Source organism: Lentzea kentuckyensis (assembly GCF_002150765.1).
Taxonomy (GTDB): Bacteria; Actinomycetota; Actinomycetes; order Mycobacteriales; family Pseudonocardiaceae; genus Lentzea; species Lentzea kentuckyensis.
The window spans coordinates 19,037-44,107 of record NZ_MUYM01000021.1; the positions used below are offsets into that span (position 1 = coordinate 19,037).

At 69.0% G+C, this 25,071-nt stretch carries 22 protein-coding genes; 17 read left to right on the forward strand and 5 right to left on the reverse strand.

Annotation, left to right across the window (positions count from 1 at the left end):
- Window positions 1–5: 5 nt before the first annotated feature.
- The 3 genes from B0F77_RS13170 to B0F77_RS13180 form a co-directional block, all read right to left on the reverse strand.
- Window positions 6–1,211, reverse strand: a complete 1,206-nt coding sequence (locus tag B0F77_RS13170) for an exo-beta-N-acetylmuramidase NamZ family protein (protein WP_086663158.1) — start codon at window positions 1,209–1,211, stop codon at window positions 6–8.
- Window positions 1,208–2,863, reverse strand: coding sequence for a glycoside hydrolase family 3 protein (locus tag B0F77_RS13175; RefSeq protein ID WP_086663193.1), 1,656 nt, complete (start codon window positions 2,861–2,863; stop codon window positions 1,208–1,210). The genes B0F77_RS13170 and B0F77_RS13175 overlap by 4 nt, the downstream gene beginning before the upstream one ends.
- Before the next feature lie 631 nt (window positions 2,864–3,494).
- Window positions 3,495–4,289 (reverse strand): HAD-IB family hydrolase, encoded by a 795-nt coding sequence (locus tag B0F77_RS13180; RefSeq protein WP_086663159.1) that lies wholly within the window; start codon window positions 4,287–4,289, stop codon window positions 3,495–3,497.
- A gap of 448 nt (window positions 4,290–4,737) precedes the next feature.
- On the opposite strand from B0F77_RS13180, the gene ssd reads away from it, so the two are divergent.
- The 8 genes from ssd to B0F77_RS13220 all read left to right on the forward strand — a co-directional run bounded on the left by ssd (window position 4,738) and on the right by B0F77_RS13220 (window position 10,283).
- Window positions 4,738–5,772: a septum site-determining protein Ssd gene (gene ssd, locus B0F77_RS13185; protein ID WP_086663160.1), complete on the forward strand. Its 1,035-nt coding sequence runs from the start codon at window positions 4,738–4,740 to the stop codon at window positions 5,770–5,772.
- Between the two features lie 394 nt (window positions 5,773–6,166).
- Entirely contained in the window at window positions 6,167–7,279 is a 1,113-nt protein-coding gene (locus tag B0F77_RS13190; RefSeq protein ID WP_086663161.1) for a TadA family conjugal transfer-associated ATPase, read from the forward strand.
- On the forward strand, window positions 7,273–8,037 hold the full coding sequence (locus tag B0F77_RS13195) for a type II secretion system F family protein (RefSeq protein WP_245848056.1): 765 nt from the start codon (window positions 7,273–7,275) through the stop codon (window positions 8,035–8,037). The genes B0F77_RS13190 and B0F77_RS13195 overlap by 7 nt, the downstream gene beginning before the upstream one ends.
- Window positions 8,034–8,561 (forward strand): type II secretion system F family protein, encoded by a 528-nt coding sequence (locus B0F77_RS13200; protein WP_086663162.1) that lies wholly within the window; start codon window positions 8,034–8,036, stop codon window positions 8,559–8,561. The genes B0F77_RS13195 and B0F77_RS13200 overlap by 4 nt, the downstream gene beginning before the upstream one ends.
- An 11-nt stretch (window positions 8,562–8,572) precedes the next feature.
- The gene (locus B0F77_RS13205; protein ID WP_086663163.1) at window positions 8,573–8,734 is read left to right on the forward strand and encodes a DUF4244 domain-containing protein; all 162 of its coding nucleotides are present in this window, start codon (window positions 8,573–8,575) and stop codon (window positions 8,732–8,734) included.
- A 10-nt stretch (window positions 8,735–8,744) separates the two neighbouring features.
- The gene (locus tag B0F77_RS13210) at window positions 8,745–9,044 is read left to right on the forward strand and encodes a TadE family type IV pilus minor pilin (RefSeq protein ID WP_086663164.1); all 300 of its coding nucleotides are present in this window, start codon (window positions 8,745–8,747) and stop codon (window positions 9,042–9,044) included.
- Window positions 9,041–9,466 carry an Rv3654c family TadE-like protein gene (locus B0F77_RS13215; RefSeq protein WP_086663165.1) on the forward strand — a complete coding sequence of 142 codons (426 nt, stop codon included), beginning with the start codon at window positions 9,041–9,043 and terminating at the stop codon, window positions 9,464–9,466. Before B0F77_RS13210 ends, B0F77_RS13215 begins: the two co-directional genes overlap by 4 nt.
- 196 nt (window positions 9,467–9,662) lie before the next feature.
- The gene (locus B0F77_RS13220) at window positions 9,663–10,283 is read left to right on the forward strand and encodes a bifunctional DNA primase/polymerase (RefSeq protein WP_086663166.1); all 621 of its coding nucleotides are present in this window, start codon (window positions 9,663–9,665) and stop codon (window positions 10,281–10,283) included.
- Window positions 10,284–10,841: 558 nt separating this feature from the next.
- Here the strand turns inward: B0F77_RS13220 and B0F77_RS13225 are convergent.
- Together B0F77_RS13225 and B0F77_RS13230 are read right to left on the reverse strand one after the other, a co-directional pair.
- Window positions 10,842–11,612, reverse strand: a complete 771-nt coding sequence (locus B0F77_RS13225) for an aminoglycoside adenylyltransferase domain-containing protein (protein ID WP_086663167.1) — start codon at window positions 11,610–11,612, stop codon at window positions 10,842–10,844.
- A gap of 32 nt (window positions 11,613–11,644) precedes the next feature.
- Window positions 11,645–13,942 (reverse strand): DEAD/DEAH box helicase, encoded by a 2,298-nt coding sequence (locus B0F77_RS13230; protein WP_245848058.1) that lies wholly within the window; start codon window positions 13,940–13,942, stop codon window positions 11,645–11,647.
- 215 nt (window positions 13,943–14,157) lie between these two features.
- On the opposite strand from B0F77_RS13230, the gene B0F77_RS13235 reads away from it, so the two are divergent.
- From B0F77_RS13235 to B0F77_RS13275, 9 genes are all read left to right on the forward strand, one after another.
- Entirely contained in the window at window positions 14,158–16,467 is a 2,310-nt protein-coding gene (locus tag B0F77_RS13235) for a sodium-translocating pyrophosphatase (protein WP_086663169.1), read from the forward strand.
- Between the two features lie 67 nt (window positions 16,468–16,534).
- Window positions 16,535–17,107 (forward strand): hypothetical protein, encoded by a 573-nt coding sequence (locus B0F77_RS13240; RefSeq protein WP_086663170.1) that lies wholly within the window; start codon window positions 16,535–16,537, stop codon window positions 17,105–17,107.
- A 29-nt stretch (window positions 17,108–17,136) separates the two neighbouring features.
- On the forward strand, window positions 17,137–17,706 hold the full coding sequence (locus B0F77_RS13245; RefSeq protein WP_086663171.1) for a hypothetical protein: 570 nt from the start codon (window positions 17,137–17,139) through the stop codon (window positions 17,704–17,706).
- Between the two features lie 82 nt (window positions 17,707–17,788).
- Window positions 17,789–18,394, forward strand: a complete 606-nt coding sequence (locus tag B0F77_RS13250) for a hypothetical protein (RefSeq protein WP_143466704.1) — start codon at window positions 17,789–17,791, stop codon at window positions 18,392–18,394.
- A gap of 33 nt (window positions 18,395–18,427) precedes the next feature.
- Window positions 18,428–18,967, forward strand: a complete 540-nt coding sequence (locus B0F77_RS13255; protein ID WP_086663173.1) for a hypothetical protein — start codon at window positions 18,428–18,430, stop codon at window positions 18,965–18,967.
- A 65-nt stretch (window positions 18,968–19,032) separates the two neighbouring features.
- Window positions 19,033–19,617, forward strand: a complete 585-nt coding sequence (locus tag B0F77_RS13260) for a hypothetical protein (RefSeq protein ID WP_086663174.1) — start codon at window positions 19,033–19,035, stop codon at window positions 19,615–19,617.
- 129 nt (window positions 19,618–19,746) lie between these two features.
- Window positions 19,747–22,512, forward strand: coding sequence for a type I DNA topoisomerase (gene topA, locus B0F77_RS13265; RefSeq protein WP_086663175.1), 2,766 nt, complete (start codon window positions 19,747–19,749; stop codon window positions 22,510–22,512).
- Window positions 22,513–22,528: 16 nt separating this feature from the next.
- Window positions 22,529–22,954 (forward strand): hypothetical protein, encoded by a 426-nt coding sequence (locus B0F77_RS13270; protein WP_143466705.1) that lies wholly within the window; start codon window positions 22,529–22,531, stop codon window positions 22,952–22,954.
- 73 nt (window positions 22,955–23,027) lie between these two features.
- Window positions 23,028–25,064, forward strand: coding sequence for a bifunctional MFS transporter/dTMP kinase (locus B0F77_RS13275; protein WP_086663177.1), 2,037 nt, complete (start codon window positions 23,028–23,030; stop codon window positions 25,062–25,064).
- The last annotated feature ends 7 nt before the right edge of the window (window positions 25,065–25,071 follow it).

Sequence of the window (25,071 nt, forward strand, 5' to 3'; positions counted from 1 at the left end):
CGTCCTCACCGGTAGCGCAGGTAGGGCAGGCGGGTGCGGCGGAACTGCTGCAGTTCTCGTTGCCACGCCCCGACGATCTCGTCCAGCGGGGCCTGGGCGTCGATCATCCCGCGCAGCCGGTCCGAGCCGCTGAGCTTGTCGATCCAGTTGTCGGGCCGCCACGCGAACACGCTGGGGTACAAGGACTTCGCGGTGATCAGCATGGCTGTTGCGGTCTTGATCGCGTCGAAGGAGTGCGGATCGGTGACGTGCAGGGTGACACCGCCGCAGGTCTTGCCCTGGAACTTGTTGAACGTCGGCGCGAAGTAGGTCTCGCGGAACCGGACACCCCTGAGGCCGAGCGCGTTGAGTTCCTCGGCCCAGCGCCAGTCGATGCCGGGTGCGCCGACGGTTTCGAACGGGCGGGTGGTGCCGCGGCCCTCGGACAGCACCGTGCCTTCGAACAGGCACGTGCCGGGGTAGACCAGCGCGGTGTCCTGGGTGGGCATGTTCGGGCTCGGCGGCACCCACGGCAGGCCGGTGTCGAGCTGGTTCCGGCGCCAGCCCCGGACGTTGACCACTTCGAGTTTCGTGGTGAGGTCGAACTCGCCTTTGAAGAAACGCGCGAGTTCGCCGACCGTCATGCCGTGTTGCTGCACGATCGGTTTCAGTCCCACGCCCGTGGCATAGGCGGGATCGAGCTGCGGGCCGTTCGCGTTGCCGCCGATGGGGTTCGGGCGGTCGAGGACGATGAAGTCCAGGTTCGGTGCGGCCTGCATCGCCGTGTACATCGACCAGATGTAGGTGTAGAAGCGCGCACCAACGTCCGCGATGTCGAACACGACCGTGTCGATGCCCGCCTTCGTGAACATCGCTTGGAGCTTTGTGGCGTTGGCGCCATACGCGTCGTACACCGGCACACCGGTGCGTGGGTCTGCGTAGTCGCCCTCCGAGCCACCGGCCTGGGCCGTGCCGCGGAAGCCGTGTTCGGGGCCGAAGACGGCCTGCGGTTTGGCGCCGTGGGCGACCATCGAGTCGACGACGTGGGTCTGGTCCTTGAGCACGCCCGTCGGGTTCGTCAGCACGCCGACCTTGCGGCCCTTGAGCTTGCGCCAGCCGTCCTGGGCGAGTTGTTCGGCGGCGGTCGCGAGCTTCGGGGCCGCGGTGGCGGTGCCGGTGGTGACGAGGGGGACGGAGAGGGCGCTCGCGGTGAGGAAGCTCCGTCGCCTCACCAGGTCACCCCGTGGCCGAACGGGTAGGGCGTCGGGCCGGGGACGTCGATCGGGAGCTTGCCCTGCGGTTTGGCCTCGCCGAGCAGGATCCTGGCCAGCGCCTCCATCGAGACGGTCGTGGTCGAGTAGGTGGCGAGCCACGTCTTGGCGTTGCTGTAGGCGACGTCGTACGGGTTGCCGGTGGCGGCCGCGATGACCGGTTTGCCGGTGGCGACCAGCTGGTTGAGCAGGTCGAGCTGGGCCGGCCGGGTGCTCAGGTTGTTGGTCAGCACGACGATCTTGTCCGCGTTGGCCGCGGCTGCGAGCGCCTGCTGGACCTGCGCCGGCGTGGGACTCGTGGCCGTGACGACCTTGGTGCCCTTGATCCTGGTGGCGAGGGCCGTCGCGGGTGCGTCGCTGGTGCCGACGACCAGGGGAGCGGTGGCGTTGAGCGGGATGGCCTGCGCGTCGTTGCGGATGGCGGTGATCGTGCGGTCGGCGATGGCCTGGGCTTGTCGGGTGTTGGAGCCGACGACCTGGTCGACCTTGTTCTCGTCGACCTGGGCGTTGAGCATTACGCCGCGCAGGAGCTTCATCTTGAGGATGCGCAGGACGCTCTGGTCGATGCGCTGTTCGGAGATCTCACCGCTGCGGACCGCCTTGAGGACGCTGTCGATCGCGAGACCGAGGTTCGGCGGCATCAGCAACTGGTCGACGCCCGCTTTGATGGCCAGCACCGGGATCTCGGCGTCGGAGTGGAGCTTGCGGACGCCCGCCATCTCCAGCGAGTCGGTGATGACGACACCGTCGTACTTCAGCTCCTCGCGCAACAGACCGGTGATGACGCGGGGGGAGAGCGTGGCGGGGTTGCCTGACGGGTCGATCTGCGGCACCTGGATGTGCGCGGTCATGATCGAGTCGATCTTGGCGGCGATGGCGGCCTGGAACGGCGGCGCGTCGATCTGGCGCCACTGGTCGAGGCTGCGGTTGGAGACCGGCAGGGCCGTGTGGCTGTCCTCGGAGGTGTCGCCGTGGCCGGGGAAGTGCTTGGCGGTCGAGGTGACCGAGTTCATGTCGAACCAGCGGCGGCCCTCGTAGCCCTGGACCTGGGCGCTGATCATGTCGGACGCGAGCTTGGGGTTGCTGGAGAAGCTGCGCACACCGATGATCGGGTTCGCCGGGTTGGAGTTGACGTCGGCGTCCGGTGCGAAGTTCTGGTTGATGCCCATCGCGCGGAGCTCCTGGGCGGTGATCCGCGCGGCCTCTTCGGCGTCCTGCGTGTTGCGGCCGGCGCCGAGGGCCATGCTGCCCGGCAGCTGCGTGGCCGGCGGGCCGATGCGCGTGACGAGGCCCATCTCCTGGTCGGTCGAGATGAGCAAGGGGATCGGGCTGGCCTTCTGCAGGCCGTTGGAGAGCTGCGCGATCTGCTTCGGGTTCTCGATGTTGTCGCGCGTGGAGTTGTTGAAGTAGATGACGCCGCCGGGGTGGTACTTGCGCACCATCTCCGCGGCGGTCGCTACACCGAAGTCGGTCTGGTTCTTGGGGTGCGGGACGTCGGCGGCCTGGCCGTTGACGTAGGTGACGAAGAGCTGGCCGACCTTCTCTTCCAGCGACATCCCGCGGAGCGTGGTCACCGAGGCGTCCGCTCTCGCCACCGGCGTGAGGGCGACCATGGCTGTGACCAGCGTCAACGCGGCGATTTTCCGCACTTGTCCGTGCCTCCCGGTGATTTCCCACAGGTAACTGGCGTATTTCGCAAGTTACTCACGGCTGCGTGGTGGGTCAACGGGCGAACATTCTGCCGTCCGGAGGCAATTTTTGACTGAACAAGCAGACGGGGCCACCCTCGAAAGGGTGGCCCCGTCTTCAGCGCGGGCTTGCGAGTTACCAAGCGTGCAACTCCAGTCGTACAACCCTGGCCTCGGCGTCCGGCGTCCCGGTACGCAGGCCCTAGACGACAAGCCTCCCGCGGCGTGCTGCGCGTGGGTGCTCGAAGTCCGCGCACGGAGCTTGGCCGGGGTGGATCCTGACTTCTCTTCGTCTGGTCCCTGGCCGACCCGAGGTCCGCACCACCCATTTAAGTGCGTGTGGCAGGTCACGGCAAGGGCTCGGACGGGTGCACCGGTCAAGCCACGTTCAGTAGTGAAAGTACTGGCGTTTCTGGATTTGTGAGCGTTTGTTCGTGTTCTGGTACCGCTGACAGGGCGGCGGCGTGCACTCACGCGAACACCACGTGTGCGTGGCGTTGCCGCTACTCGTCGGTACCGGTCACCTTCGGTGCCTTTGTGGTTCGTGGCCTTGACTTCAGTCACGGCCACGCTTGCGCCGCAGGCCGTACCAGGCGGCGCCGGCCGCCGCGACCGCGCCGATGCTGATGGCCGTGACCGCGACCGCCTTGCCCGAGGGGGTGGGGATGCGGGCGCGCAGGCTCACCGGGTCGACGAACTGCAGCACCGGCCAGTCCTTCTCCAGTGCCAACCGGCGCAGGCCGCGGTCCGGGTTCACGACCGTCGGGTGGCCGACGACCTCGAGCATCGGCAGGTCCGTGACGCTGTCCGAGTAGGCATAGCTCTGGGTGAGGTCGTAGCCGTGCTCGGCGGCGAGCTGCTTGATCGCGACGGCCTTGTTGTCCGCCGCGCAGTAGAAGTCGATGTCGCCGCTGTAGCGGCCGTCGTGCACGACCATCTTCGTACCGACGCTGTAGTCCGCACCGATCATCTGAGCGATCGGGGCGACGAGTTCCTCGCCGGACGCGCTCACGATGACGACGTCGTGACCCTCCGCCTTGTGGTCGGCGATCAACTGCGTCGCCTCCTTGTAGACGAGCGGGTCGACGATGTCGTGCAGCGTCTCGTTCACGATGCTGCGGATCTGCTCGACGTCCCAGCCCGCGGCCAGTGCCGTGATGTGCGCGCGCATGCGGTCCATCTGGTCCGCGTCCGCACCGGCGAGCATGAACACGAACTGCGCATAAGCGCTCTTCAGCACCGCGCGGCGATTGATCAGTCCCTCCTGGAAGAAGGGACGGCTGAACGCCAGCGTGCTCGACTTCGCGATCACGGTCTTGTCGAGGTCGAAGAAGGCGGCGATCCGACTCATGTACCGCAGCTTAGGCGTACTCGTCAGTAGGCCGTTCGGGCGGCATTTCGTTTGTGTACGAAACCGTTGTGCTGCACGGTTACCGAAACTTGGCCCGCGGCTGTTGCCGAAGTTGCGCGCAGCACTGGCGCATGGGGATACAGTAGGAGAGTCCGGTTCGACGGACGGGTTCAGTCCGACCCCCCGGGACTGAACCATTGACGACCCCCGTCCCTCCCCCCTGGCGGGGGTCGTCCCATATCCGGACCCCGTTTCCGCGTCGCCGCGACTGAACCTCTGCGGTCCTTCGCCGGCCTTTCGCCGCCCAACCCTCCAGGCTCGCACACGGGTCCGACACTCCCCGTCGTCGAAACGCTTCAAGATCGCGACTTGTCCACACCCCGCGATTTGTCCACATCTGGATCTTCGCTCGTTGTGTCGTTCATCACGACCCACCAGCGTGGACCCCATGACCCACCCCACCGCCCTGGTCACCGACCCGGACCTGCTCGACGAAGTCCTCCGCATCGCCGCCGCGGCCGACTGCGAGATCTCCCGCGCGCCCGACGTGACCGCTCTGCGCGCCGAGTGGCACACCGCTCCCTTGGTCCTGCTCGACCCGGCCGCCGTCTCCGCCTGCCTGGACGCGAACTTCCCCCGCCGCACCGGCGTCCTGGTGGTCCACGGAGGCGACCCGCCCTGGGCCCTGGCAGTGGCCCTGGGCGCCGACGGAGTGCTCGAACTCCCGGTGGAGGGCCGCCTGCTGGTGAGCGCTCTCGCCGACGTGGACGAGGGCCCACCCTCCGACCGCGGCCGCGTGGTCTCGTTCGTGGGAGGCCGAGGCGGTTCCGGCGCCTCGATCCTGGCCATCGCCTGCGGCCGTGAGGCGGTGGCGACGGGCGGCGAGGCCATGCTCGTCGACTGCGACCCCCTGGGCGGCGGCATAGACCTGGCCCTGGGCACCGAATCGGACGAGGGCGCCCGCTGGCCGGGCGTGCACTGCACCGGCGGCCGAGTCCCGATGTCCGCTCTCCGCGCGGCCCTGCCCGCCGCGGGCAGCCTGAGCGTCCTGGCCTGCGACCGAACCGGCCCAGACCCGGAACCCGCCGCGGTGGCCGCAGTCCTGGACGCAGGCCGCCGCGCCGGCCACACCGTCGTCGTAGACCTGCCCCGCCACCCCACCGCCGCAGCCTCCGCGGCCCTGGACCGCACCGACCTCACCGTCCTGGTGGTGCCGGCCGAGGTGCGAGCCACCGCAGCCGCCTCCCGAGTCGCCTCCCGCCTGCTCACCCAGGGCCGCAACCTCCGCCTGGTGGTGCGCGGCCCGTCCCCCGGCAACCTGCAAGCCACCGAAATGGCCGACGTGATCGGCGTCCCCCTCCTCACCCAGATGAGGCCCGAACCGGGCCTGGCCGAGGTGCTGGAACGGGGCCGCTTCCCGCGCAACCCCAAGGGCCCCCTGGCCACCGCAGCCCGCCTGGTGCTGAAGGAACTCCGCCCGTGACCGGGCAGCTGCTGTGGTGTCTCCCCCTGCTTCGCGGTGAGACCCGTTCGATGCGAAGGAGTCTGCGGCCGTGACCTCGCCCCTTCCGCCACGAGATTCGCCTGGTGCGCGCGCGATCCCGCCTTCGACGTCGAGGAAACCGTTTCGCCGCAAGGCGATCGCAGCCGTGACCCTCGTCGCCGTCCTGGTGCGGATGGCGCGCAACCTCGTCGTCTACGGCCGCCCCTTCCCGCCTCCCTTCATCTTCAAGGAGCCACCGGAATGAGCCGCTTCCTCGCCTGGTGCCACGAAACCTGGCTGCGCCTCACCGGCCGTGAGATCACCTACGGCCGCCATGCCCGCCGCCCGGAGGTAGCCACATGACCGCCATTCCCGTTCACCGGAGGGGCGTGACGTGACCGCCGCCCTGATCGACCGCGTCCGTCACCGGCTGGCCGGCGCGGACATGGAGATGACCGCGGCCGTCGTCGCCCACGCGGTCCGGTCCGAGGCGGGTGGTGTGCTGGCCGACTCGGACGTCCTGGAAGCCCTCCAGGTGCTTCGGCAGGAGTTCAGCGGCACCGGGCCGCTCGACCCGCTGCTCGCCGACCCCGGCACCACCGACGTCCTGGTCACCGCGCCGGACCAGGTCTGGGTGGACGGCAGAGATGGTCTGCGTCGCACCACCGTCACGTTTCCCGACGAGGACGCCGTTCGTCGTCTCGCGCAACGGCTGGCGGTCGCGGCCGGGCGGCGGCTGGACGACGCGTCGCCGTGCGTTGACGGGTGGTTGCCCGGCAGCGGCGTGAGGTTGCACGCGGTGCTGCCGCCCATCGCGGACCGCACCTGCCTGTCCCTGCGCGTGCTCCGGCCCGCCACCCACGACCTCGGCGCGCTCCAGAGACTCGGCACGTTCGACGCCGAGATCGCGGACGTGCTGAAGGCGATCGTCCGCAGGCGGATGGCGTTTCTGGTCATCGGCGGCACCGGGTCGGGCAAGACGTCGTTGCTGTCGGCGTTGCTCGCGTGGGTTCCGGCGAGCGAACGGATCGTGTGCGTGGAGGACGCGGGCGAGTTGAATCCGGACCATCCGCAGTTCGTGCGGCTGGTCGCGCGGGCGCCGAACGTCGAGGGCGCCGGCGAGATCACCGTGCGGTCTCTTGTCCGCGAGGCGCTGCGCATGCGGCCCGACCGGATCGTCGTGGGTGAGGTGCGGGGTGCGGAGGTTCGTGAGTTGCTCACCTCACTGAACACCGGCCACGAAGGCGGCGCCGGGACGCTGCACGCCAACTCGCCGGCCGAGGTGCCGGCGCGGCTCGAAGCGCTGGGGGCGTTGGGCGGGCTCGACGCGCAGGCGTTGCACAGCCAGGTCGCTGCGGCCGTGCAACTGGTTCTGCACATGCGCCGGGACGGGAACATGCGGTACCTCAACGAGATCGGGGCGTTCACGCGGGATGGGCGCACCCTCGGCGTCCGTCCGATCTGGACGAAACGACGAGGCTGGCACGAGAAGGAGTTGCTGTGCTGAGCCTCCTCCTGCTGGCGACCGCGTTGCTGGTGTGGCCCCAGCTCACGCCACTGCGCAGGCTGAGGCCGGTGAACAAGCGAAAAATCGTTGTCCCGCAATACGTCTGGCTGATAGCCGCGATGGCAGCGACCTATCTCCTGGCGGGCATCGGCGGGCTGTTGGCGGGGGCGGTCCTCGCCGCCACCGTCCACCGGATCGTCAAGCAGGGCAAGCGGAACCGTGCGCTGAGGGCGGCGACCGAAGCGCTCAGCAACGGCCTGGGCGGCGTGGTCGACGAGCTCCGCGCGGGTGCCCACCCCGCCACGGCCGCGGAAGGGGCGGCTCAGGACACGCCGGCTCCGGCCGACGAGGTGCTGAAGGCCGTGGCGGCCACCGCGCGACTCGGTGGCGATGTCGAGCGAACGCTCAGAGATCTTCGCCAGCCGCTGCTCGAAACGGATCAGCTGGCCAGGGCGTGGCACGTGTCGGCCAGGCACGGCGTGGCGCTGGCGGACGTGCTGGACGCCACCAGGCGTGATCTTGATCAGCGGGCCGCGTTTGCACGGCAGGTGCACGCGCGGATGGCGGGGCCGCGAGCCAGTGCGGCGGTGCTGGCCGGGCTGCCGGTGTTCGGTGTGTTGCTGGGCGAACTGAGTGGTGCCCGGCCGGTGCACGTGCTCGCCGGTACCACGGCGGGACAGCTGTTGCTGGTTCTCGGCGCGTTGTTCCTGGCGGCGGGGCTGTGGTGGACGAGGCGGATCACGGAGGTGGAGCCGTGACGTTCCTTCTCCTCGCGTTGGCGGTCCTGGTGGCTCCGACTCAGCGAAGAGCGATTGATCGGTTGCGGCTCCGAGAGCACGACCCGCCGCGGAAGAAGGCCAAGAGCACGGGGCCGTTCGAACGGGCCGCTGCCTGGGATCTGCTGGCTGCCTGTCTCAGGGCCGGGTTGCCGGTGCCGACGGCGATCGAGGCCGTCGCCGTCGACGAGCTCGGTCAGGTCGCGGACCTCCTCAAGCTAGGGGCTGACCCGGTCACGGCATGGGCACCCGCGCTCGACCGGCCGGAGACGGCCGCGTTGGCCAGGGCCGCGCGCAGGACGGCGCGGTCCGGGGCCGCGCTGGCCAGGCAGGCCGCTGAGCTGGCCGAGCGGACCAGGGCCGCGGCGAACGACGCGGCCGAGGCCAGGGCGCAGAAGGCCGCGGTGGCGGTGGCGGCGCCGCTCGCGCTGTGTTTTCTGCCGGCGTTCCTGTGCCTCGGCGTGGTGCCGGTGGTGCTGGGGCTGGCCGGTCAATTCCTCAACTAAGGAGCGAAGAGATGGAACTGCTGAAGGACGACAGCGGCATGAGCACGGTGGAGTACGCGATCGGGACGCTGGCCGCGGCCGCGTTCGCCGCGGTGTTGTACTCGCTGGTCACCGGTGGCTTCGTGCAGAACCTGTTGCAAGGGCTGATACAGCGTGCGCTGTCGTGGGTCTGACGACAGCGGCATGGTCACGGTGGAGGCGGCCATCGCGGTGTGCGCGCTGCTGGTGGTCATGGCACTGGCGGCCGCCGGGCTGACGGCGGTGATCGAGCAGATGCGGTGCGCCGACGCGGCACGGGAGGCGGCGCGGCTCACGGCGCGCGGTGAACGGCAGCGCGGCGAGGAGGCGGCCGGACAGATCGCGGTGGGAGCGATCGTCGAGTTCCGGGCGGAAGGGGATGCCGTGCGGGTGGTCGTTCGCAAGAAGGGGCCGTTGGGCTTGCCGCTCAGCGCACAGGCGTTCGCCGTCGTGGAGCCGCGATGAACGGTGAACGGCCTGGTTGCGAACGAGGTTCGGCTGCGGTGAGCGGTGTGGTGGCGATGTTGCTGCTGATCACCGTCACGGTCGCCGGTGCTCAGGCCGGGGCGGCGGTCGTCGTGCGGCACCGGGTGACCGGTGCGGCCGATCTGGCGGCGCTCGCGGCTGCCGCTCATCTCGCCGACGGCGACGGAAATGCTTGTGAGCAGGCAAAACGCGTGGCCGAGGCCAATCGATCAACCCTCGACGACTGCGCGATCAACGGATGGGAGGTGGTTGTGCGGCTGTCGGCGATTACGCCGTTCGGCCCGGTGAACGCACGGGCCAGGGCAGGTCCGGCCGAAGATCGAAGCGTTTGGAGCGCGACGAGCGGTCGACTCTCAGCGGTGAGCGGACTCACACCGGTGCCGGGACATGCTGAACGGTGATCGAACTAAACGCGAGCAGTTCAGTTGCTCGGTCTGACAAAGGGCGTTCGCCGTCTCGTAGCTACCAGTTGTCGAGCGGGGGTTACGGAGGCCGGGGCCGGTGTCGTTAGTTGTAGTGGCGGCACCGACGCGGTGTCCTACGAACACCGGCACCACGTTGATGTCGAGTCAGAGCCTAGGAAGAAGGCGACGGAAGATGGATTGGTCGGACAGCTGGCGCGGGGCCTTCCGCATTGAACTGCGTGCCGAGGCCGTCAGCCTCGCGTACCGCGGTTGGCCCGTACTGCCCGGCACCTACCCGGCCGGTTCGGAGCAGGGTGTCACCCAGTGGGCGGGCCGCAGCGGGCTCGAGCTCCACGGCCCCATCCCCGTGCACCGCGACTGGGTGGACCGCATCGGGACGCGTCCCGACCAGGTCGCCACGTGGTGGGCGGGTCGCTCCTACAGCCTTCTCGTCGCCACCGGTCACGTGGTGGACGCGATCGAGGTCGGCACCGACCTCGGCCGTCGCGCGGCCGTCGCACTGCGCTCGATCGGCGTTCCCGTGCCGATCGCGGCGACCCCGTCCGGCCGGTGGATGTTCCTCGTGAAGTCTGGCTCGAAGCTCAACACCGAGCTGGCCAACAACGTGGACGTGCACCACTACGCCAAGGGCGAGTACATCCCGCTGCCGCCCACCCCGATGGCGCACGGTGTCGTGCACTGGCGGGTCAAGCCGTCGATCTGCGGCTGGAACCTGCCGGACGCGCACGTCGTGCAGGACGCACTCGTCGAGGCGCTGCACACCCCGGCGGGCTACCAGCTCGAAGTCGTCTGACAACTACATGCAGAGCCCGGCCGTGCTGGGTGTCGTCGTGGACTCTCCCCGACAACCCCGAAGACGATGCCCTGCACGGCCGTTCCAACCCCGCCCGATCCGATGATCGGCCTCCGTACCCGCACTTCAGGGGCCGCTGAGGAACGGGCAAAAAGCCGAACACGCACCCCGAAGGACAGCCTCCCGCACTAGTGACCGGACCGAGGACGTTAGTGGCAGAGCACCAGCTCTGCCGCGGTCGGTGAAGCCGGCTCCTCCCCGGAGTTCGTCAGAAGACAGTCGACACCGTCGCCTCCCGCGTGTCCTGTCGAGACGAACGAACCAGATTCCGCCGATGTTCCAAGGAATCCGGTCGCGAAGCGGTAGCAGGCGGGAAAACAGTGTTCGGCACGTGGAGAGGGCGCGTCGCAGGTACCCGTGAGCCTGCGACGCGCCCCCAGCGTCCTCGGCCCGACCCTGCCCGCGCTACGCGCTCGCCGAGTCGGACGCGGTGTCTTCTGGGGGGGCGACCCCCAGGCCCCCGCGAGTTCGGGCGCTGGCGCCCTCACGACCTACGCGTCAGGCCAGACCTTCCACGTGGGCAGCGAAGGCGTGAGTCTGCTCCATGCTTCCCGGACGCGGAGCCGCGTCGGCGTCCCAGCCGAGGTCCCGGTCCACCAAGACCTGCTCGATCAGCGGGTGCCACCGCTGATCGAGCATTTTCAATCCCCACTCCAGCGCGCCGCGCTTCGAGGTCACCTCGGCGGTGTGCAGCGTGTAGAGCGTGCGGCAGTACTGCGCGACGATGTAGCGCTGAGTCCACGCGACGTCCATCGGCGCCCACGTCTTGATGCCCTCCCACAGGATTGGCAGGTCAGCTCGCATCGTCGAGCGCAGCACCGAAGCCGGCACCTCGTCGACCAGCGACGTGATCGGCGGGCCGTCCAGCACGATGCCGCGGTTGCGCAGGATCCACCGGGCGTGCGGGCTGTTGCAGTGGGTGTCCCAGATCAACGTGCGGTGGCCGTGGTCGTTGAACAGCCACGGAACCCCGAGGCCCGCCACCGAGCGCAACGACTCCACGTCGGCGTACGAGCCCTCGATCTCCGTCGACCAATGGCCTGGTCGCAAGGGAATCTCGTCGTGCAGGGCGCGCAACCCGGCTTCGCGATCACCGGACGGCAGCTCGGTGCAGGCGACGATGAAGTCGCAGTCGCTGTGGATGTCACCGGCGCCCAAGGCGAACGAGCCCTGGACGTAAGTGCCCACGTAGGTGGGGCCGAGGATCTCCCGAACTGAGGAGACCAGGTCGGCGAGCAGGGCGTTCAGCTCCGGGAACCGCGTGGGCACCGAAAAACCGTAGCCGGGCCGAGCCGGACGAGTCAGGCGATTTTGCCCAGCACGACGTCCAGCACGAGCACCGCACCGGCCTTGTCCAGCGGTTCGTTGCCGTTGCCGCACTTGGGCGACTGCACGCACGACGGGCAACCCATCGGGCACGAGCACGAGCTGATCGCCGAGCGCGTGGCCGAGAGCCACGCCCGCAGGGCCTCGAAACCCCTGTCCGCGAAGCCCGCACCGCCGGGGTGGCCGTCGTGCACGAACACCGTCGGCATCCCCGTGTCCGGGTGCACGGCCGTCGACACGCCGCCGATGTCCCAGCGATCACAGGTCGCGAACAGCGGCAACAGGCCGATCGCCGCGTGCTCGGCGGCGTGCAGCGCACCGGGGATCCGTTTGCCGTCAAGGCCGGCGGAGATCAGCAGCGACTCGTCGACCGTGTACCAGACGGCTCGGGTCTGCAGGCTCTGCTCCGGCAGGTCCAGCGGGATCTGGTCGAGCACCACGCCGGACGGCAGCCGGCGCAGGTAGCCGACGACCTGCGTGGTCACCTCGACCTCGCCCAGCGAAACGGACACGCCGTCGAAATCGGCGCGTTCGACCTCGCGCACCACGGTGATGTCCACGCAGTCACGCGGCTGAGTCGTCCACTCCGGGTCTTCGCGGTGCACCATCGCGAGGCCGCTCTCCAGGTCGAGCTCGTCGACCACGTATGCCCGCCCCTGGTGCAGGTACACGGCGCCGGGATGCACCTGCCAGCAGGCCGAGCCCGGGTCGACGGTGCCGAGCATCCGGCCGGAGTCCGCCTCGACGACGGCCACCTGGTCGCCGCCGGAACCGCGGATGTCCACACCGGCGTGCGGGCGGTCGTGCGACGCCCAGTACCACCCCGCCGGCCTGCGCCGCAGCAGCTTCTCCGCCACCAGTTCGGCCAGGACGGACTCTGCCAGCGGTCCGCCGAAGTCGTCCAGACACGTCGGGGTCAACGGCATCTCGGACGCGGCGCACGCCAGCTGAGGCCCCAGCACGTACGGGTTCAGCGGGTCCAGCACCGTCGCCTCGACCGGCCGGTCCAGCACCGCGGACGGGTTGTGCACCAGATACGTGTCCAACGGGTCGTCGCGTGCCACGAACACCACCAACGCGCTGTCACCGGATCGGCCCGCACGGCCCGCCTGCTGCCAGAACGATGCCAAGGTGCCGGGAAAACCGGCCACCACCACGGCGTCCAGCCCGGCGATGTCGACGCCGAGCTCCAAGGCGTTCGTGGTCGCGACGCCGAGCAGATCGCCCGTGGACAGCGACTTCTCCAGCGCCCGCCGCTCCTCCGGCAGGAATCCGCCCCGGTAGGCGGCCACCCGGCCGGGCAGTTCACTGTCCACTTCGGACAGAATGCGCTGGGTGCCCAGTGCGGTCAGCTCGGCACCCCGGCGGGATCGCACGAAGGCGAGTGAGCGGGCGCCCTCGACGACCAGGTCGGCGAGGATCCGCGACGTCTCCGCGCCTGCCGAACGCCGGATCGGCGCGCCGTTCTCACCCTCCAGTGAGGTCAGCGGCGGCTCCCACAGCGCGACCGTCCGCGAGGCGCGCGGCGAGAAGTCGTCCACGACAGCGGAAACCGGTACGCCGAGCAATCTCTGCGCCGACGCAGAAGGATCAGCCACAGTGGCCGATGCCAAAACGAAGATCGGATTCGCGCCGTATTTACGTGCGACCCGCCGCAGCCGACGCATCAACAACGCCACGTGCGAACCGAAAACGCCGCGGTAGGAATGGCACTCGTCGATCACCACGTACTTCAGCCGGCGGAAGAACCGCAGCCATTTCGGGTGCTGCGGCAGGATTCCGCGGTGCAGCATGTCCGGGTTGGTGAAGACCCAGTTCGCGTGCGCCTTGACCCAGTCGCGTTCGGCCATCGGGGTGTCGCCGTCGTAGGCCGACGCGCGTACCCCCTTGATCCCCAGCTCGTCAAGCGCGCGGAGCTGGTCCGCACCAAGGGCTTTGGTCGGCGAAAGGTACAGCGCGGTGGCCTTCGTGTCCGCCAAAAGAGTGGAAAGCACGGGCAACTGGTAGGCAAGTGACTTGCCGGACGCCGTGCCCGTCGCGAGCACCACGTGCTGCCCGGACCACGCCAGCGAGGCCGCCTCCACCTGGTGCCGCCACGGCTCCCGCACGCCGATCTCGGTGAACGCGGCCACCACCGGCGCGGCTGCCCACGACGGCCATTCGACGTGATCAGCCTGCCGCAACGGCAGATCGCGTGCGTGTGTGAGAGGTGACTCCCCGGCGGGTACACCGGCCAGCACGCGGTCCAGCAACCGCCGTCCCTGATCCACCACGAGGCGAGCTTTGCACACGACACCGACACTTCCGGCTGGGGCGTGCTCGACTTCCTGCGCAGATAACGGTGTGTGCACGGATCGGGACGTTTCGTTGCCTCGTTGCAACCACCCCCTAGACTCCCCGCTCATCGCATCCAATGAGGGATGCGTCACGTCGCGCTGGGCGGCTGGTCTGCCTTGGCGCTGCACATGGCAACTCACCAGGAGGACGGATGTCCCGGCAATTCCTCGCGGAGAGCCTCGAGCTCTCCGGGGGTGATCGCGGCGTCGTAGCCGTGGTCGCCGTGGTCGCCCTGGCTGCTCTCGCCGTCGGGTACGTGCTGCTCAAGGAGGTGCTGGCCGCCGGCCAGGGCACCGAAAAGATGCAGGACATCGCCAAGGCGGTTCAGGAGGGCGCAGCGGCCTACCTCAACCGGCAGTTCCGCACGCTCGGCATCTTTGTCGTGATCGTGTTCGTACTGTTGTTCGCGCTACCGGCAGATGATTTGGCCGAACGAATCGGCCGATCTTTGTTCTTCATCGTCGGTGCCGCGTTCTCGGCGACTATCGGCTACCTGGGCATGTGGTTGTCCACGCGCGCCAACGTGCGTGTCGCCGCCGCCGCGAACGAAGAAGGCGGTCGCGAAAAGGCGACGCGCATCGCGTTCCGCACCGGTGGTGTGGTCGGCATGACCACCGTCGGTCTGGGCCTCTTCGGTGCGGCGCTGGTCGTGCTCGTGTACGCGGGTCAGGCCCCGAAGGTCCTGGAGGGCTTCGGTTTCGGTGCCGCGCTGCTCGCGATGTTCATGCGTGTCGGTGGCGGCATCTTCACCAAGGCCGCCGACGTCGGCGCCGACCTGGTCGGCAAGGTCGAGCAGGGCATCCCCGAGGACGACCCCCGCAACGCCGCCACCATCGCGGACAACGTGGGCGACAACGTCGGTGACTGCGCCGGCATGGCCGCGGACCTCTTCGAGTCCTACGCCGTCACCCTGGTGGCGTCGCTGATCCTCGGCACCGCCGCGTTCGGCGCGCAGGGCCTGCTGTTCCCGCTGATCGTTCCCGCGATCGGTGTGCTCACCGCGGTCATCGGCGTCTACACGACCAAGGCGAAGGCGGGCGAAAGCGGCCTCGCGGCCATCAACCGCTCCTTCTACATCTCCGCGGTCATCTCCGCGGTGCTGTGCACCATCGCGGCGTTCTCGTTCCTGCCGAGCTCCTTCGCGGACCTCAACGGCATCAGCGACGCGGTCAAGTCCACCAGCGGCAACCCGGCGCTGATCGCGTCCGTCGCGGTGATCATCGGCATCGTGCTGGCCGGCATCATCCTGTGGCTGACCGGCTACTACACCGGCACCGACCACAAGCCGGTCAAGGAGGTCGGCCAGACCTCGCTGACCGGTGCGGCCACGGTGATCCTGTCCGGTATCTCGGTCGGTTTCGAGTCGGCCGTCTACACCGCACTGGTCATCGGTGCGGCCGTGTACGGCGCGTTCCTGCTGTCCGGTTCGGTCGTCGTCGCGCTGTTCGCGATCGCGCTCGCCGGTTGTGGTCTGCTCACGACCGTCGGCGTCATCGTCGCGATGGACACCTTCGGCCCGGTCTCCGACAACGCGCAGGGCATCGCCGAGATGTCCGGTGACGTGCACGGCGAGGGCGCGCAGATCCTCACCGAGCTCGACGCGGTCGGCAACACCACCAAGGCCATCACCAAGGGCATCGCGATCGCGACGGCCGTGCTCGCCGCGACGGCGCTGTTCGGCTCCTACAAGGACGCGATCGACCAGGCCGTGGTCAAGGTCGGCAACATCGCCGGTGACCTGCCGATCTCGTTCACCAACGTCGTGTTCAGCCCGAACGTGCTCGTCGGTGTCGCCATCGGTGCGGCCGTCGTCTTCATGTTCTCGGGCCTCGCGGTCAACGCCGTGACGCGCGCCGCCGGTGCCATCGTGTTCGAGGTGCGCCGCCAGTTCCGCGAGAACCCGGGCATCATGGACTACTCGGTGAAGCCGGAGTACGGCAAGGTCGTCGACATCTGCACGAGGGACTCGCTGCGCGAGCTCGCGACTCCGGGTCTGATGGCCGTGCTCGCCCCGATCGCCGTCGGCTTCGGCCTCGGCGTCGGCCCGCTGGCGGGTTACCTCGCCGGCGCGATCGCGACCGGCACGCTGATGGCGGTGTTCCTGGCCAACTCCGGTGGTGCCTGGGACAACGCCAAGAAGCTGGTCGAGGACGGCAACCACGGCGGCAAGGGCTCCGACGCCCACGCCGCCACGGTCATCGGCGACACCGTCGGCGACCCGTTCAAGGACACCGCCGGCCCCGCCATCAACCCGCTGATCAAGGTCATGAACCTGGTCTCGGTGCTGATCGCGCCCGCCATCGTCACCTTCTCCATCGGTGACAGCGCGTCCGACCCGATCCGCATCGCGATCGCCGTCGTCGCGGCACTGATCATCGTGGGTGCGGTGGTCGTGTCCAAGCGTCGCGGCACCGCGATCGCGGACACGCCCGCGGAGACCGTGAGCAACGGCGCCGCGTAGTTCCACCACCTCCGGTCGGGGTACGTTCGGGTTTCCCCCCGACGTACCCCGACCTAGGAGTTACGACATGAGGCTCAGCCTCGTCGCCACTGCCGTTGTCGCCGCCGCCTGTGCGCTGGCCGGGTGCACCAATGGCGGCAACTCCGGCACTTCATCGACGCCCACCAACGGCGCGGCCAGCCCCGAGGCCGTCGCCTACATGGACAAGGTGTGCGGCGCCGCCTCCGAGTTCGCCAAGATCGAGAAGACGGCACCCAAGCTCGACGCCGACTCCACCAAGCTCAAGGCCGAGATGGCCGCCTACATGGGCCAGCTCGCCGACGCCTTCACGAAGTCCGCGGAAGGCCTCAAGAACGTCGGCCCGTCACCCGTCGCGGGTGGTGAGGAGGCCGTCAACAAGATGGCCGAGACCTTCACCTCGCTCGGCGCCGTCTTCAGCGACGCCAAGACGAAGGTCGAGCAGGCCGACGCGAACAACGCCACCGGAGGCATCCAGGCCGCCGGAGAGGCCATCGCGAAGCTCTCGGAACTCGCCGACCCGCTGCGCGACCTGAAGAACAACCCGGAGCTGCAGAAGGCCACGCAGACGGCACCGAAGTGCCAGGAGATGCAGCGCCTCAACGTCGCTCCGACGAGCTGAGCGAGGCCATCGCGAGTAGCTTCCGCGCCATGCGTCGCACAGTCATCGCGCTCCTGACGGGCATGCTCGCGGTCACCGCTTGCAGCACCGGAGGAGGAGGTTCCGCCACGTCCTCGACACCGGCCAGCGAGGCCGACGTCGTGGCGTGGATGGACAAGGTCTGCGGTGCCGTCGGCGGCACCGTCAAGGCCATGTCGGACGAGCCGAACATCGACATGACCGACCCCGCCAAACTCAAGACCGGCCTCTCCGAGTGGCTCGGCACCAAGGTCACCGCGGTCGACAAGTCGATCGCGGACCTCAAGCCGCTGGAGAACGGCCCCCACCCGAAGTCGAAGGAGCTGGTCGGCGCCGCCGAGAAGGGCATGGACCAGATCAGGACACTGCTCGGCGACACCAGGTCGAAGGTGGACTCCGCCACCGACCCGACCCAGGTCATCACCGCCTTCACCGAGATGGTCACCAAGGCCGCCGCGCTGGAGGGGGCCGGTGCGGACGTCCAGAAGAAGTTCACCGAGACGGGACTCGCGGACGCCGCTCAGAAGGCCCCCAACTGCAAGGGCCTGGCGATCACCCCCACGTCTCCGCCGACTTCCTGACGAACCGGGAAGCACCCGGACCGGATCGCCCGAACGTGTACCGTTCGGCGGTCCGGTTCGACATTTCTGGGGGATTTCCACCATGAACGCACGTTTGAGATTCGTTGTCGCTTGTACTGGTGCCGCGCTCGCGCTGGCGGGCTGCACCAACAGCGCCGCGCCGTCCACGCAGAGCGCCGCGCCGACCACGACGTCCGTCGCTCCGCCCGCCGCAGACCCGGTCAAGTGGGCCGGCGCGTTCTGCAGCGGCACCACGCCGGTGCTGACGGGCGCGGTCGAGCTGATCACCCTCGCCGCGGCCAACAGCCAGAACCCTCCCGCGCTGAAGGAGGGCATGCTCAAGATCCTCGACAGCGGCTCGACGGCGATGGCCGACGCCGCGAAGAAGCTCTCGGACGTCGGCGCGCCCGGTCCCGAGGCCAAGGCCCTGCACGACGAGCTGGTCAAGCTCTTCGGTGACGGCGCCAAGGAGTACAAGTCGGTCGCCGAGCAGGTCAAGAAGATCGACGCCAACGCGCCGGACTTCCTGGACCAGGTCGAGAAGATCGGCGGTGAGTCCGCGGACCCGTCGAAGTTCTCCGACCAGATCAAGAAGCTCGACGCCGACCCGAAGTACAAGGACGCCATCGCGAAGGCCACCGAGTGCACGGAGATGCGCACGAAGCTCGGCAAGCTGATCGGCCAGTGACGACCGCGGCGAGCCGGCGGGGAAGATGACGCTGTGAGATTCCGCCAGCTCGCCGTTGTCCTCGCCGGTGCCGTTGTGCTGACCGCCTGCGCCTCCGACGAGGAAAAGCCGCTGACCGACGCGCAGGGTCAGTGGGTCGACGCCTTCTGCGGCGGCCTGCTGCCCGGCATGAAGGCGGGTCAGGAGCTGCAGAAGCAGGACGCCGCCAACCCCGCCGCGGTCAAGACGGCCTACCTCAAGCTGGTCACGGCCAACGCCACCGCGCTCGCCGACGCCGAGACGAAGCTCAAGGAGCTCGGGCCACCATCGGACGAACTCAAGGACGTGCACGAACGGCTGACGAAGTACCTCGGCGAGTCGGCCAGGTCCTACACCGCCGCGAAAGCACCGGTCGAGAAGCTCGAACCCAACGCGCAGTTCTGGGAGGGCGCGGAGAAGGCGCTGGCGGACACGTCGCAGGTCAGCAGCCCGGAAGAGCTGCGGGCGACCTTCGACGCCCTGGAGAAGTCGCCCAAGTACGCGGCCGCGATGGGCAAGTCCGTGCCGTGCGTTGAGCTGAAGGCAGGCCAGTAACTCGACCAGCGTATTCACTCACGCCCCACTGGTCACAGTCGAACGTCTGTTCTACCCTGTGGGCCGTGGTTGGGCAGCTGTCCTTCTTCTCGGCCGAGGCGCGCACGCCGGCCAAGGCGGACCTCGCCGGCTTCCTCTGCGGGCCGGGGCAGGCCGTCAGCTTCGCGCGCGGCACGGCTGCCCGCGTGTACGTCGAGCTGCGCGACGAATGGCGCCTCCAGCCCCTCAGGCAGGCCTGTGCCGAGCGCGGGGTCACGTCCGAGCTCTGCGTCAACGAAGAGGGCACGCACTTCGTCCGCACGCCGTTCCGCACCGATCTCACCCCTCTGGCCGCCCGCTGGCTGGACGTATCTGTCAACGGATCTGTCAAGAAGGTCCCGGCTGACTTCGAGCTGAACGGCGCAGTGCTGCGGGTCTGGGCGCTGGCCGCGGGCAGCTGGATGGAGTCGGCGTACCTGCTCGGTTTGGACCCCAACGCGCCGCAGACACACCTGCCGTTGCAAAATGCCCTGCTCGCGTCCGGACTTCCGTGCACCCTGGTAGGGGCTCCGGCGTTGCGGGTAACCGGCCGACGAAGGCTGGCACGACTCGCTGAGCTGGTCGGAAGCCCTCCGCACGGGGTGGCGTGCAGCACCTGGCCGGCGGCCTGAGCGGGCGGTCCGGCATGGTTGTGTCACGCTGTCTCGTCGTACGGGCGTCGCGGATGGTGTGCTTTTCGGCCGACGCTGGGCAACACTGGCGGGCCTGGGAACCGGGTTTGGAAGAGAGCGGGACGGCGAGTGGCTGGATCGACACGGACGAGAAAGAGCAGCGGAGGAGCGGGTAGCACCCGACGACTTGTGATCGTCGAGTCGCCCACGAAGGCGCGCAAGATCGCCTCCTACCTCGGCGCCAACTTCGTCGTGGAGTCCTCCAGGGGACACATCCGGGACCTGCCGCGCGGTGCCGCCGACGTTCCCGCGAAGTTCAAGGGCCAGGCCTGGGCCAGGCTCGGCGTGGACGTCGACCACGACTTCGAACCCCTGTACGTGGTCTCCGCCGACAAGAAGTCGCTGGTCACCGAGCTCAAGGAAGCGTTGAAGGACGTCGACGAGCTCTACCTCGCGACAGACGGTGACCGCGAGGGCGAGGCCATCGCGTGGCATCTGCTGGAGACCCTCAAGCCCAAGGTCCCGGTTCGCCGGATGGTGTTCCACGAGATCACCGAGTCCGCGATCCAGGCCGCCGCCGCGAACCCTCGTGACCTCGACCAGGACCTGGTCGACGCCCAGGAGACCCGGCGCATCCTCGACCGCCTCTACGGCTACGAGGTCAGCCCGGTCTTGTGGAAGAAGGTCATGCCGAAGCTCTCGGCTGGCCGCGTGCAGTCCGTGGCGACGCGTCTGGTCGTGGAGCGTGAACGCGAGCGGATGAAGTTCGTCTCAGCGAGCTACTGGGACATCTCCGCGCAGATGGACGCCGGTGCCGAGGCCACGCCGCGTCAGTTCGGCGCGCGTCTCGTGGCCGTCGACGGCACGCGTCTCGCCACGGGCCGTGACTTCGGTTCGGACGGCAAGCTCACCGGCAAGGCCGACGTGGTCGTGCTGGACGAGCAGCAGGCCCGCGCCATCGCCGCCGGTCTGCAGAACGCGCCGGTCAAGGTCGCCTCGGTCGAGGAGAAGCCGTACTCGCGCAAGCCGTACGCGCCGTTCATGACCTCGACGCTGCAGCAGGAGGCCGGCCGCAAGCTGCGCTTCTCCGCCGACCGCACGATGCGAACGGCGCAGAAGCTGTACGAGAACGGCTACATCACCTACATGCGTACCGACAGCACGACGCTGTCGGAGACCGCGATCAACGCGGCCCGCACGCAGGCGACGGACCTCTACGGCGCGCAGTACGTCGCGAAGGAGCCGCGCCAGTACACGCGCAAGGTCAAGAACGCGCAGGAGGCCCACGAGGCGATCAGGCCGGCGGGAGAGGTCTTCCGCACGCCCGGCCAGGTGGCCGCCGAGCTCGACGCGGACGAGTTCAAGCTCTACGAGATGATCTGGCAGCGCACGATCGCCTCCCAGATGGCCGACGCGCGGGGCAACACGACCAGCGTGCGCATCGTGGGTCGCGCGGGCACCGGCCAGGAGGTCACGTTCGCCGCGTCCGGCCGCACGATCACGTTCGCCGGCTTCCTCAAGGCCTACGTCGAGACCGTCGACGCCGAGGCCGGTGGCGAGTCGGACGACGCGGAGTCGCGCCTGCCGCAGCTGGTCAAGGACCAGGACCTGACGATCGCGGAGCTGTCCGCGGACGGTCACTCCACCTCGCCGCCCTCGCGCTTCACCGAGCCGTCGCTGATCAAGACGATGGAGGAGCTCGGCATCGGCCGTCCCTCCACCTACTCGTCGATCATCAGCACCATCCAGGACCGCGGCTACGTGTGGAAGAAGGGCGCCGCGCTGGTCCCGTCCTGGGTGGCGTTCGCCGTGGTCGGCCTGCTCGAGGGTCACTTCGGCCGGCTCGTCGACTACGACTTCACCGCCGCGCTCGAGGACGAGCTCGACGGCATCGCCGCGGGGCGTCAGCAGCGCACCACGTGGCTGTCCGGCTTCTACTTCGGCGGCAGCATCGGCCCGGACGGCTCGATCGGCCGCTCCGGCGGCCTGAAGAAGCTGGTCGGCACGGGTGTCGAGGACATCGACCCGCGCGAGGTCAACTCGATCCCCCTGTTCAGCGACTCCGAGGGCCGCACGGTCGTCGTGCGCGTCGGCCGCTTCGGGCCGTACCTGGAGCGCGAGGTCGACGGGGCCGCGCAGCGCGCGAACCTGTCGGACGACCTGGCGCCGGACGAGCTGACCGCGGAGATCGCCGAGAAGCTCTTCTCGACGCCGCAGGAAGGTCGATCGCTCGGCACCGACCCGGTCTCGGGCAACGAGATCGTGGCCAAGGAGGGCCGCTTCGGTCCGTACGTGACCGAGGTGCTGCCCGAGGCGGCCGAGAACGGGACCGCGTCGAAGGCCAAGGCCCCGAAGCCGCGCACGGGCTCGCTGTTCAAGTCCATGTCGCTGGACACGGTGACGCTGGACGACGCGCTGAAGCTGCTCTCGCTGCCGCGCGTGGTGGGCAAGGACCCGGAGACGGGCGCCGAGATCACCGCGCAGAACGGCCGCTACGGCCCGTACCTGAAGAAGGGCACGGACTCGCGGTCGCTCGTCGACGAGGCCCAGATCTTCACGGTCACGCTCGACGAGGCCCTGAAGATCTACGCCGAGCCGAAGAAGCGCGGTCGCGCGGCCGCCGCACCGCCGTTGCGCGAGCTGGGCAACGACCCGGTGTCCGGCAAGCCGATGGTGATCAAGGAGGGCCGGTTCGGCCCGTACGTCACCGACGGTGAGGCGAACGCGTCGCTGCGCAAGACGGACAGCGTCGAGTCGATCACCGACGAGCGCGCGGCCGAGCTGCTGGCCGAGAAGCGTGCGAAGGGGCCGGTCAAGAAGAAGGCTCCGGCCAAGAAGCCCGCTGCGAAGAAGCCGGCCGCGGCCAAGAAGGCTCCGGCGAAGTCCAAGAGCTGAGTTGACGGAGGTGGCGGTGCCGACGAACGAGTTCGGTCCGGACGGGACTCAGGCCCCGCCGCCTCCTCGGCTGTTCCCCGACCCGTTGGCGGGACTGGTGACGGCCGACACGCCGATCGCTCCTCAGTGGACTGGTGGGTACGCCACGTCACGTGTGTCGGTGCCTACACCGCCGACGCCGACGGAGGAGATGCGCCAGGCGATCTGGTCGGCGATGGAGCAGGAGCAGCGACGGCCCCGTGGCCGGCGCCCGCGAGCCCCGCAGCACCAGGTGCCCCCGCAGACCCCACAGCAGTGGGTGCCGGCGGCGCACATGCCTGTGCCGCAACCACAACAGCCCGCCAAGCAGTCCGGTGGCGTGGCCGCGTTCATCGGCTGCCTGATCGTGATCGGCTTCTTCGTGCTGGTCGTGGTCAACATTCTTGGAGCGATCTTCAGCTAGCCGAGACTGAGAGTCCGGCAACGTCACCCACCCCATCCGGTTACGCTGATCCCACGAGGTGGGCCGAGTAGGGGTGACTGAAATTCAGGACGCGGACACAGGAGTGACCGAGGCAGGCCAGACGGGGCCGGCCGAGTCCAGCGTGTCCACGGTCCACCGGCTGCGCTCGGTGCTGGCCATCCGGCCGTTCCGCCGGCTGTGGCTCGTCACCTACCTGTGCAGCGTTGGCGACTGGTTGTCACTGCTCGCGCTGACCGGTCTGGTCTCCGAGATGATGAACAGCTACCAGTGGCAGTCGTTCGCGCTGTCGCTGGTCGTGCTCACGCAGCTGCTGCCGGGCATCCTGTTCGCGCCCATCGGTGGCGTGCTCGCGGACAAGTTCGACCGCCGCAAGGTGATGGTGGTCTGCGACATCCTGCGCGGCTCGTTGTTCATCTCGATCGCGCTGATCGGGTCGCCGATCTGGCTCTTCATGGCGAACTTCCTGGTCGGCTGCTGCGCGATGCTGTGGATCCCGGCCAAGGAGTCGGCGGTCCCGAACCTGCTGCGCCGCCCGGACCAGGTGGAGTCGGCGAACCAGCTCGGCCTGGTGATGACCTACGGCATCTCCACGATCAGCGGCTTCGGCCTGTACTCGCTGATCGCGGGCATCCCCGCCTACCTGAACCTGCAGGGCGGGAACCTCGAGTTCAACATCGCGACCATCGCCGTGATCATCAACGGCCTGCTGTACTTCACCTCCGCGATCCTGATCGCGACCCGGCTGCCGGAGCTGTCCGGCCGGACCGCGGCCAAGAAGAAGGAGGTCGAGGCCGACAAGCCGGGCTTCGTCGCGATGTTCCGCGACGGCATCCGGTTCGCCGCCGCGACGCCACTGGTCCGCGGTCTGGTGATCGGCATGATCGGCGCGTTCGCCGCGGCCGGTGTCGTGATCGCGACGGCGAAGCTCTACGCGCAGTCGCTGCTGGGCGGTGCCTCGACGTTCGGCCTGCTGTTCGTGGCCGTGTTCGTCGGTCTGGCGATCGGCATGGCGACCGCGCCGCGGCTGGCCCGCCGGCTCGCCTACAACCGGCTGTTCGGCGTCACGATCGTGGGTGCCGGCGTCACGCTGGTGCTGGTCGCGCTGGCCCCGCATCTGTGGATCGCGCTGCTGATGGTGGCGCTGGTCGGCGCCTGCGCGGGCGTGGCGTTCCTGACCGGTCTGACGATCGTGGGTTCGCAGGTCGAGGACGAGATGCGCGGCCGCACGGTCGCGCTCATCCAGTCGTTGCTCAAGATCGTGCTTTTCGGTGCCTCCGCCGGCGCCCCGCTGCTCGTCGCCCTGCTGCAGAAGCGCGAGGTCAGCGTCTTCGGCCACCCCATGGAGGTCGACGCGACCCGCCCGGTGATGCTCGGTGGCGCGGTGATCGCGATCGTCCTCGGTCTGGTCGCGTACCGGCAGATGGACGACCGGCGCGAGGAGCCGGTGCTGTCGTCGCTGTTCGCGGCGATCCGCGGCCGCAGGGCCACCAAGGGCCTGCTGATCGCGGTCGAGGGTGACACCCGCGAGGACACGTCCGTGCAGGCCCGCCGCCTGGCCGCCGCTCTGCGCGCCGAGGGCGTCGAGGTGCTGCTGGCCGCCGACCCCGAGCACGACGAACGCCGGCTGCGCACGATGCTGTCGTCCGTCGAACTGGCCGGCGTGCGCGCCCAGGCACTCGTAGCCGCCGCCGTACGCGCCGATGTCGTCGAACGGCAGGTGCGTCCCGCTCTGGACGAGGGCTCCGTCGTCGTGATGGAGCGCTACGTCGACTCACCGCTGGCGCACTTCACCGCGACCAGTTCGCTGGAGCATCAGGAGCTGGAAGGCCTGGTCGACTGGGCCACCGGACGGCTGAGGCCCGATCTGACCATCCTGCTGGACCGCCCGGTCGCGGACCGCAAGTCGATCGGCCTGGAACACCACTGGCGCGTCCAGCGGCTGCTGAGCGAGATGGCCGCCGCCGACCCGGACCGCTACGTCGTGGTCGAGGCCGACGGTGACGCCGACGTCATCGCCGACCGGGTCCGCTCCGCCGTCGTGCCGCTGCTCGCGACCCGCAGGCGCGCGGTCCCCGAAGCCGCGGTCTGACCGTTCG